Below are 8,146 nucleotides of genomic sequence, written 5' to 3'. Positions count from 1 at the left end.
AGGGCTAATCCCTCCGAGGGCGCAGCAATTCGTGACGGCTCTAACCGAGGCGGCGGGGGCCCCAGTACCATAAGCGTAGCCTTGACGTTCCGCGTGAAGCAAGAAATTTTTGCCTGCGTTCTCGTTGGAAAAGCAGTTTCGTCCAAGCGAAGCGCGTTTAACTGTTTTCCAACTCTTAATTAAAAGGCAAAAATTTCTTGTAGCGGGTTGTCACCGGTGGAGCGTTGGTACTGGGGCCCCCGCCGCCGGCGACTTACCTCGAACACGAACTCGGTACTACTCCCCTACAAACTGTAATTTGTAAAAAGTACGTGAATAAATTCATAGAAGCCTCCATAAGATAGATTAACCAATCTTATGGAGGCTTCTATATTTTATGTCAATATAAAGGGATTTTTTAAGCCCCTTTATATTGGGCCTTAAAAAATCCTGCCACGAACATTTCCGGTAAACAATTCAATCTCGTGCATAAATTCTTTCCAGGCTTCTGGCATATCTTCGCCGCGCATCGTATAACTGCCGCTGTCCTCAGTGCCATCATGCCAAACCAGTTTCCACTCTACCTGCGGCAGGAAATCATCCGCAATCGTATCCGACTGAATGCCGAACCTAGCCGCTTGAGCTGCAATTCGTTCCAACAACAGCGGCACATTGCGCGCCGAATCAAAAGCATGGCGCTCTGTCCCCACGCCCTGTTTATGACGCGTGAATACCAAAATATGCTTGCCACGGTTGATGATGAGTTTCTCCGTAAGGGCCAGCTGCTTTTGCTTCGGCAAATAGATATTGCCGCCCTGATTTTCCATCGTATCCTGAAGGATCAACGATACCTGCTCCAGCTGTTTTACCCGATGGAGTTCTACCCCGGGAATGTCGTTCATCAAATCGATAAAAGCTGCCCAGCTTCCCGGATAGGCCTGATCCCCCACAATGCGGCGCATACCAACTTTCGAATCTTTAAATGCCAACCGCCAAAGGTGATGCACTTCCGGTGGCGTCTCCGGCTGATAGCTTGCCCGCCAGGAAGGCAGATGAAGCTTTTCCAGTCGGCGCAGCCAACGGCGGCCGCCTTCCAGCACCTGCATCGGTGCTTTTTCCTCTTCACTGCCCTTGCTCACGCGATAATACAGCTGACGATCTTTGAACACCAGTTCAACCTTCAGCGAGTATTCCTCCATCAAAAAAGTCAGTTTCTCCAGCAATCTTTCGCTTGCCTCCTATCACAATACAGACCGGTTCAATCAATCCATATGAATTCTCCTACTACATCATACGCACCCAAAAGGAAATCGTCAAGCGACTGACGGCAAATGACAAAAACTGCCTGCCACTGACCAATCCAATGGACCGGTCAGTGGCAGGCAGTTTTCTTTTCTGGCAATATCATAAACGATTCATCGAAAAACAAGACTCGTCCCATTCATCGGCTTTACTATTCATTTCCTCCTGGAAAAGCGCCTCTTCTTCCTGTAACGACTCCACTTCTTCTCTGAGCTGAACTAATTTGGCATAGAGTAACGCATAACTTGACAACAAATCTTGTTCCATAAAGCCGCCCCGCTTTCGGATTGTTTACAATTGCTGATTCTTAATTCTAATCATATTATAGTATATCTTTTATCTCAAAATCAAGAACGCTATGGCTGCTTCGGGTTCTTTTCCGCACCAATTTTTTTCCCGGGACGCGGATGGAACAGATGCCAATCATAGCGAAGCGCACCAACCCGCAAAAGGATAACGAGCGCGAAGCACAGCCAGGACATCGCCAGGATTCCAATATACGGATAAAGCAGACACGACACCAACGCCCCCACCAAAGATGCCGTAGCGTAAATATCTTTGTACAGGACAACGGGCATGCGCCGCGCCATGACATCGCGCAATACGCCACCGCCTACAGCCGTGATAACCCCCAGTAATACCGGCAAAACATACGGATTGCCATACTCGCGCCCCAATCCAGTCAACATGCCCGTAATCGTAAAAGAGGCCAGCCCAATGGTATCACAGATATTGTAGAGCAGTAAAAAGCGCTGCAGATTGCGATGCGATATCGACCATCTGGTATATCCCCAGGAAATAAACAATGCCGTCAGAATTGCCAGCATAAAATCCGTAATATCGCATAAAGCCATCGGCGGCGTTATGCCGGCGAGCACATCGCGCACCATGCCGCCGCCGACAGCGGTGAGCGCTGCCAACACGATTACGCCAAACACATCCATCCGCTTGTCGATGGCTACCATCGCCCCCGACACCGCAAAGGCTACCGTGCCCATAATATCAAAAACCACCCAAGTCAAACTATCCATAGCAAAAACTCCTTTATCCCTGTGCCCCTATCGTACAATAGCCAGAAAAAACCGTCAACCACAAACAAATCTTATAATGTCCACGATAAAAATATTGACTTTATCAACTATTATATTACGTCCGCGAGGCATCCAAGGCCGCCGGTTTTCCCCCGCTGTATCTGCCAGAAATCTCCGGCTATCATGAACCGGAATTTACCCATCTGCTCAAAGACGGGCTGCTTGACCTGTCCCATATTTATTTTTAACCGGTCAAAATCCCCCCGCCATATCCAATGAATGGGATAATACACAAAGAGGGGACTGTTGCATGCAACAGTCCCCTCTTTGTGTCCTCAACCGCTATCAGCCCCGGAAGACATACAGGAACACGCCTAATAAAATCAGGCCTAATCCCAGCGATATCCCGCAGAGTTTCACCTCAACGGGCGAAAGATCCGTCCATTCTGCATTCTGCTGGATAAGTTCCGGATGTTCTTCATAACCGCGGACTTCCAAATCTGCAGCCCTGTTTTTGATGGCAAGATCACTCATGATATTTCATCCTTTCTATTTACGAAGCAACCACCGGCGGCAGGATGCCATGGTAGAACAGATACGAAATGCCAAGGCCTACCCAGAGGATAAAGCCGAATAGCGCAAGGGCATAGACACCGACGATGCGGCCAAGTCCTTCGGCCCAAAGCTTGCGCACATTGGTAATGAGGCCAATGGAAAAGAAGCAAAGGCCAAAGAAGATACTGCGCAAGAGGTTTGCCTGTCCGGCACCAGCCCCAGCGGCTTTTACGATATCGGGATTCGTGATCCCCCAGAGGAACACACCACCAAATACCACGAGAAAACCAATCAGGAATTTCGGGAAACGGTCGCCAATCTCGCGGAAGGAAACCTGGTAGGATTTGCCTTCGCTGCGTTTGGTACCGATCTGATAGACAGACCAGACCACAGCCAGCACGAAGGCCCAAATACCGATAAACACATCGATGAACACCTTCGCCGTAGTGGCCGCCATCAGCGTCCAGCCCTCCTGATAGTTCACGCCATACTCAGCCAAGGCTTTAGCGCGGATCAGCGAATCGGTGATGGCCCCAGAGGCAATGGCACCGCCATCACTCTTGACGGCCAGGCCCATCCAGGCGCCAGCCACCAGCGGATCATCCGCAAAAAACGTGGTGGCAATCCACGGCAGGATCAATAGCTCCACCGCTACGAATACGATAATGACCGAAGAAAGCACCGTCGGCACGATTGCTCTGGCCCGAATGGCACTGCCCGTGGCAATCGCAGCGGCCACACCACAGATGGAAATCCCCGAAGCCATCGGTGCCGCCCATTCCGGCGTAAACTTGAAGAACTTGCGGGCAATGATATAAACGACTGGCCAGTAAATCAGATACGCTTCAACTACCGCGCAGATACCGCGGAAAATAACGGTACTCGCCAGCCCCATCGCACCGACTGTCTTGATGGCAATTGTCATGCCTAAGATAACGATACCTGTTTTGATATACCACTCCGGCTTGGCAGCTGTGGACAGGAAAGCCGCAGCCTTCGGAAAGAAATTCCCGATGATAAGGCCAAGCACCAAGGCAATGACAAAGCCGAGCTCACCGAGCCCCAATGACCAGCCGATGCCAAACTTCTCCAGATTGTTCGGCGTAGCTGCCAGATACGCAAAGTTTCCCGCAGTATTAGCAGCCACTGTTACCCAGTAGAGAATCGTAAAACCGGCCACAAAGCGCTTGACCGAACTTCCCATGAAGTAGGCGCCAGCTGTGGTGAGGATGAGCAGGAACAAGTACGTCGCCAGCATCGAACCAAAGCCCCCAAGGAAAGCAAAATCCTTGGAATTTGGGGCCACAGCCTTGCCGATATCCGACCAGACATTGTACTTGGCGACCCATCCCAAAAGGTCAACACCTGCTGCCTGTCCTGCCCCCAAGGCAACGATCAAAAGCCCCAGCCATACGGCCCACCAATCTTCACTCTGGAAAAAGCCCGGCTTCTGTACGAGCAGTTCATGTGGTTCTGCCGTCATACCAATCAGCTCCTTTCTTACCAATTAACCCTGACAAATAATAACGATAAGTGCGAATAGAAACAAAAAAGAGGTTCCAAGGACATAGCCAGCCCAAAGCTGTATGTCCTTGGAACCTCCAATTTTTTGGTCAGTTCCTATCGTTGTTGATACTATATCATATTATACATACATAGTCAATATGTATAATATGAATATTTTGTTCTCATTTATGCAAGAAGTTTGCGGATTCAAATTCGCGGCAACGCCTCGCCCCCACTCCCCAAAACTATAAACTCCGCTGGCCCCATACCGAGCCAGCGGAGTTGCTTTTCCTCTTAAATTACATAGAACCAAGCCGCATCGGGGTCTGCTTCTACTTCCTGTATCTCCCGGCGCCCCTGATTGTAGCGAAGCTCCTGATTCTTGACACTGACCTTCGTATCCGGTGCAATGGACTTCGTCAAAAATACATTGCCGCCGATAACCGAACCGCGGCCAATGACTGTATCGCCGCCGAGGATCGATGCTCCCGAGTAGATCGTCACATGATCCTCGATGGTCGGATGACGCTTCTTGTTGAACAGCTTGCGTCCCCCCGAAGTCGACAGCGCCCCCAGCGTCACCCCCTGGTAGACCTTGACGTGTTCGCCGATTTCCGTGGTCTCGCCGATGACGATGCCCGTGCCATGGTCGATCATGAAGTATTTGCCAATCTTTGCCCCTGGGTTGATATCGATGCCTGTCTTGCTGTGGGCCAGCTCCGTCATGATGCGCGGTATCACCGGCACGCCGAGCTCATAAAGCACATGGGCAAAACGGAAAATCGTGATTGCGTAGAGCCCCGGATAGGCAAAGATGATTTCATCGGCACTTTCGGCCGCAGGATCGCCATCGAAGACCGCCTCCACATCAGTGGCCAGATATTCGCGGATTTCCGGGATGCGGCGCAGGAATGCCAGCGTGATTTTCTGGGCCTCCAGCCGCGTCGCCTCCAGTTTTTCCTCATCGGGATGTTCCCCATAGCGCAGGGCAATGGCAATCTGCTTGTTGAGGCGGAAAGCAATATCCTCGATGACCATCGAAAGGTTGTTGCGGATGTCGTAAATGCGGTAGCTCTTATCTTTCGTAAATCCGGGATAGGCCACCCGTACGAGTTCCTGGATCAGTTCATAGATAACCTTGGTATCGGGCTGGTTGAACACGTCCAGCTTGTCAATATGCCGCTTCTTATCATAGTCGGCAATGATTTCCCGGGTAATGTCATGTATCTCCGTTGAAATAAGTTCCTTCATATCAGTACCTCTTCTGGTAATATCGTTTTCTATACAAAAAAGGTTCCAAAACCTGACCAAAACAGGATTCGGAACCCTTTGATTTGTCCATGCATTGGATTCTTGTTTCATGGTAGCATACAGACGTATATCTGTCAATCAAAACCGTTTCATAGCCCCCTCATGACTCAGCCAGCTTCGCCAGCGCCTGCCCAAAATCCGCCAGCAGATCCTCCGCATCCTCCAGACCAACGCTTATGCGTACCAGATCGCTGGTGACACCGGCATAGTCCTTTTCCGCCTCACTGGCATGGGCAAAAATCGTCGAAGCCGGATGGACGACCAGCGTGCGGGCATCGCCGATATTGGAGACATTGAGGGCATACTGCAGTGCGTTGATGAATCGATAGGCTCGTTCCTTGCTGCCAAGCCGCACCGTCAAAAGCGTGCCGAAATGACCGCCAAACTGCTTGGCCGCAATCTCATGCCAGGGACTATCGGCAAGGCCTGGATAATTGACCGCCAGTCCCTGGGCCTGCAAAAACCTGGCCAGTTCCCGCGCATTCGTACAGGCTCTATCCAGGCGCAAAGCCAGCGTATCGAGGCCGATGCCCGTCAGATAGGCATTGAAGGGTGCCATACAGCCGCCATAGTCGGTGACCATGCGCATGCGCAGCCGCACGCTGAAACTCATGGGGCCGAACTGGAACTGGCGGAACTTCGGAAACCGCGCCGGGTCCCACTTGAAACGGCCGCCGCTGATGATGATGCCCCCCACGGAGTTGCCATTGCCATTCAGGGCTTTCGAGGTCGAATGGATCACCACATCGGCGCCTAAAGAAAGTGGCTGGCAAAGATAGGGCGTCGTGACGGTGTTGTCCACAAACAGCGGAATATCATAGCTGTGTGCCAGCTTTGCCAGCGCCTCGATATCCACCACATTGAGTTTTGGATTGCCGATGGTCTCCACATAGAGGAGCCGCGTACGCTCCGTGATAAGCTCCGCAAAATCAGCCGGCGCATCCCCCTTGGCATAGTGCACCCTAATACCAAATTCCGCAAGATCCCGGAAAATCGAACTCGTGCCGCCATAAAGGCCCCCCGAGGCCACAATCTCATCCCCCTGAGAAACGACATTGAGTACTGCCTGAGAAACCGCCGCCATACCCGAAGCACAGGCCACAGCGCCGACACCGCCCTCCAGGGAGCGGATGCGCATCTCAAAGCTGGCAATGGTCGGATTGCCCACCCGGGTGTAGACAAAACCGGGCTTACGCCCGGCAAAGATCTTTTCCATATCTTCGGCCGTTTCCTGATAAAAGGCCGTACTCTGGTAAAGGGGCTGCGTCACCGCTCCTGTGGCCTTATCGGGGCCAAAAGAATCGTGCAGCAGCCGGGTCGTGAATCTCATAACTCCCGCCCACCTTTTTGCACAACGAGGTCATAGGTGCCATCGGCGGCCTGGCTGACCGACAGGACCTTATGCCCTTCATCTTTCAGGCTGCGCGGCACGTTCTGGATGGGCTCCCCTTCATTGAGATGAACGCCCAGGATCTGCCCATCGTCCAAATCTTCGAGGGCCATCTTGACCTTCACGAACGTAATCGGACAAACGACATCGGTGATGTCAATCGTATCATCAATCTTCCATGCTTCACTCATAATACTTCCTCCACTGCCTGCTCAAACTTCTCCCAACCCACGCGGTCCAGGCAATTGGCAAACCGCTCGCTGGGCTTCGCGTTGTCCTCAAAGAATTTCAAGGCGACATCGACAATCTCGTAGAGTTTCTCTTCCTCAAAGATAATCGGCAGGAAATGACGGCCCACAGCGATGCGGTTGCCATAGAGACCACCGAAGGAAATCACAAAGCCGTTCTCCCCGGTCCAGGCATCGGTGGGGCAGCTCTTGATGCACTTGCCGCAGTAAACGCATTTCTCTAAAGCCAGCGTCAATTTCTTGCCCCCCTTATCCACTTCGATGGCTTTCTCGGGACACACAGCCCCACAAACACCACAGTAGATACAAGCATCCGATTTCCACTCAGGACGCACGCCGCCCTTGATGCCCATATCGTTTTCCTCGGCTTTCAGGCAGTTGTTGTGGCAACCCGTGAAACCGAACTTAAATTTATGGGGCAGCTCGCGGCCGCCATAGCGCTTGTCGAATTCATTGGCCAGCTTGACCGTATCGATGAGACCGGAGGGGCAGACAGCCGCTCCCTGGCAGGCCGTAATCGTGCGCACGCGCGGGCCGCAGACGCCTACCTCCACGCCGCCTGCTTTCAGGGCTTTCTTGACGTCATCAATATCCTGCACGTTGATGAAAGGGATTTCGATGCCCTGCCGGCTCGTCAGATGCACATAGCCCTGACCGAACTTCTCCGCCACCTGCTGCACGGTGGCCAGCTGGGCCGCCGTAAAGTGACCGCCCACGGACTTGAGGCGCATGGAAAAACAATCCTTCTGTCTCTGCCGCATGAAGCCGCCCTTTTTGAGCTCTTTATAATCCACTGCCATCGTAATTCCTCCTAAATATCACAC

Annotated in this window: 9 protein-coding genes; all 9 read right to left on the bottom strand. The window is 52.1% G+C overall.

Annotated elements, in window-relative coordinates:
• Nucleotides 1-419: 419 nt before the first annotated feature.
• The 9 genes from T504_RS0109000 to T504_RS0108960 all read right to left on the bottom strand — a co-directional run bounded on the left by T504_RS0109000 (nucleotide 420) and on the right by T504_RS0108960 (nucleotide 8,122).
• Entirely contained in the window at nucleotides 420-1,202 is a 783-nt protein-coding gene (locus tag T504_RS0109000; RefSeq protein ID WP_033170744.1) for a hypothetical protein, read from the bottom strand.
• A 181-nt stretch (nucleotides 1,203-1,383) separates the two neighbouring features.
• Nucleotides 1,384-1,548 carry a hypothetical protein gene (locus T504_RS14595; RefSeq protein ID WP_156033512.1) on the bottom strand — a complete coding sequence of 55 codons (165 nt, stop codon included), beginning with the start codon at nucleotides 1,546-1,548 and terminating at the stop codon, nucleotides 1,384-1,386.
• 89 nt (nucleotides 1,549-1,637) lie between these two features.
• On the bottom strand, nucleotides 1,638-2,312 hold the full coding sequence (locus tag T504_RS0108995; protein WP_033170743.1) for a trimeric intracellular cation channel family protein: 675 nt from the start codon (nucleotides 2,310-2,312) through the stop codon (nucleotides 1,638-1,640).
• 345 nt (nucleotides 2,313-2,657) lie between these two features.
• Nucleotides 2,658-2,846: a hypothetical protein gene (locus T504_RS0108985; RefSeq protein WP_033170741.1), complete on the bottom strand. Its 189-nt coding sequence runs from the start codon at nucleotides 2,844-2,846 to the stop codon at nucleotides 2,658-2,660.
• A 19-nt stretch (nucleotides 2,847-2,865) separates the two neighbouring features.
• Nucleotides 2,866-4,350, bottom strand: a complete 1,485-nt coding sequence (locus tag T504_RS0108980) for a putative sulfate exporter family transporter (protein WP_051635301.1) — start codon at nucleotides 4,348-4,350, stop codon at nucleotides 2,866-2,868.
• 317 nt (nucleotides 4,351-4,667) lie between these two features.
• Nucleotides 4,668-5,624 carry a serine O-acetyltransferase gene (locus tag T504_RS0108975; RefSeq protein ID WP_033170740.1) on the bottom strand — a complete coding sequence of 319 codons (957 nt, stop codon included), beginning with the start codon at nucleotides 5,622-5,624 and terminating at the stop codon, nucleotides 4,668-4,670.
• 160 nt (nucleotides 5,625-5,784) lie between these two features.
• Entirely contained in the window at nucleotides 5,785-7,014 is a 1,230-nt protein-coding gene (locus T504_RS0108970; protein WP_033170739.1) for an O-acetylhomoserine aminocarboxypropyltransferase/cysteine synthase family protein, read from the bottom strand.
• Nucleotides 7,011-7,265: a sulfurtransferase TusA family protein gene (locus T504_RS0108965; RefSeq protein ID WP_033170738.1), complete on the bottom strand. Its 255-nt coding sequence runs from the start codon at nucleotides 7,263-7,265 to the stop codon at nucleotides 7,011-7,013. Before T504_RS0108965 ends, T504_RS0108970 begins: the two co-directional genes overlap by 4 nt.
• The gene (locus T504_RS0108960) at nucleotides 7,262-8,122 is read right to left on the bottom strand and encodes a 4Fe-4S binding protein (RefSeq protein WP_033170737.1); all 861 of its coding nucleotides are present in this window, start codon (nucleotides 8,120-8,122) and stop codon (nucleotides 7,262-7,264) included. Before T504_RS0108960 ends, T504_RS0108965 begins: the two co-directional genes overlap by 4 nt.
• Between the last annotated feature and the right edge of the window lie 24 nt (nucleotides 8,123-8,146).

The organism is Selenomonas sp. ND2010 (assembly GCF_000702005.1).
GTDB lineage: Bacteria > Bacillota > Negativicutes > Selenomonadales > Selenomonadaceae > Selenomonas_A.
Note: the sequence above shows the minus strand (reverse complement) of the source record. Positions and strands in the feature narration are given on the sequence as shown.

What these genes read in the sequence shown, in the direction of transcription:
- T504_RS14595 (WP_156033512.1), bottom strand. Translation starts at nt 1,548, where the DNA reads ATGGAACAAGATTTGTTGTCAAGTTATGCGTTACTCTATGCCAAATTA.
- T504_RS0108995 (WP_033170743.1), bottom strand. Translation starts at nt 2,312, where the DNA reads ATGGATAGTTTGACTTGGGTGGTTTTTGATATTATGGGCACGGTAGCC.
- T504_RS0108985 (WP_033170741.1), bottom strand. Translation starts at nt 2,846, where the DNA reads ATGAGTGATCTTGCCATCAAAAACAGGGCTGCAGATTTGGAAGTCCGC.
- T504_RS0108980 (WP_051635301.1), bottom strand. Translation starts at nt 4,350, where the DNA reads ATGACGGCAGAACCACATGAACTGCTCGTACAGAAGCCGGGCTTTTTC.
- T504_RS0108975 (WP_033170740.1), bottom strand. Translation starts at nt 5,624, where the DNA reads ATGAAGGAACTTATTTCAACGGAGATACATGACATTACCCGGGAAATC.
- T504_RS0108970 (WP_033170739.1), bottom strand. Translation starts at nt 7,014, where the DNA reads ATGAGATTCACGACCCGGCTGCTGCACGATTCTTTTGGCCCCGATAAG.
- T504_RS0108965 (WP_033170738.1), bottom strand. Translation starts at nt 7,265, where the DNA reads ATGAGTGAAGCATGGAAGATTGATGATACGATTGACATCACCGATGTC.
- T504_RS0108960 (WP_033170737.1), bottom strand. Translation starts at nt 8,122, where the DNA reads ATGGCAGTGGATTATAAAGAGCTCAAAAAGGGCGGCTTCATGCGGCAG.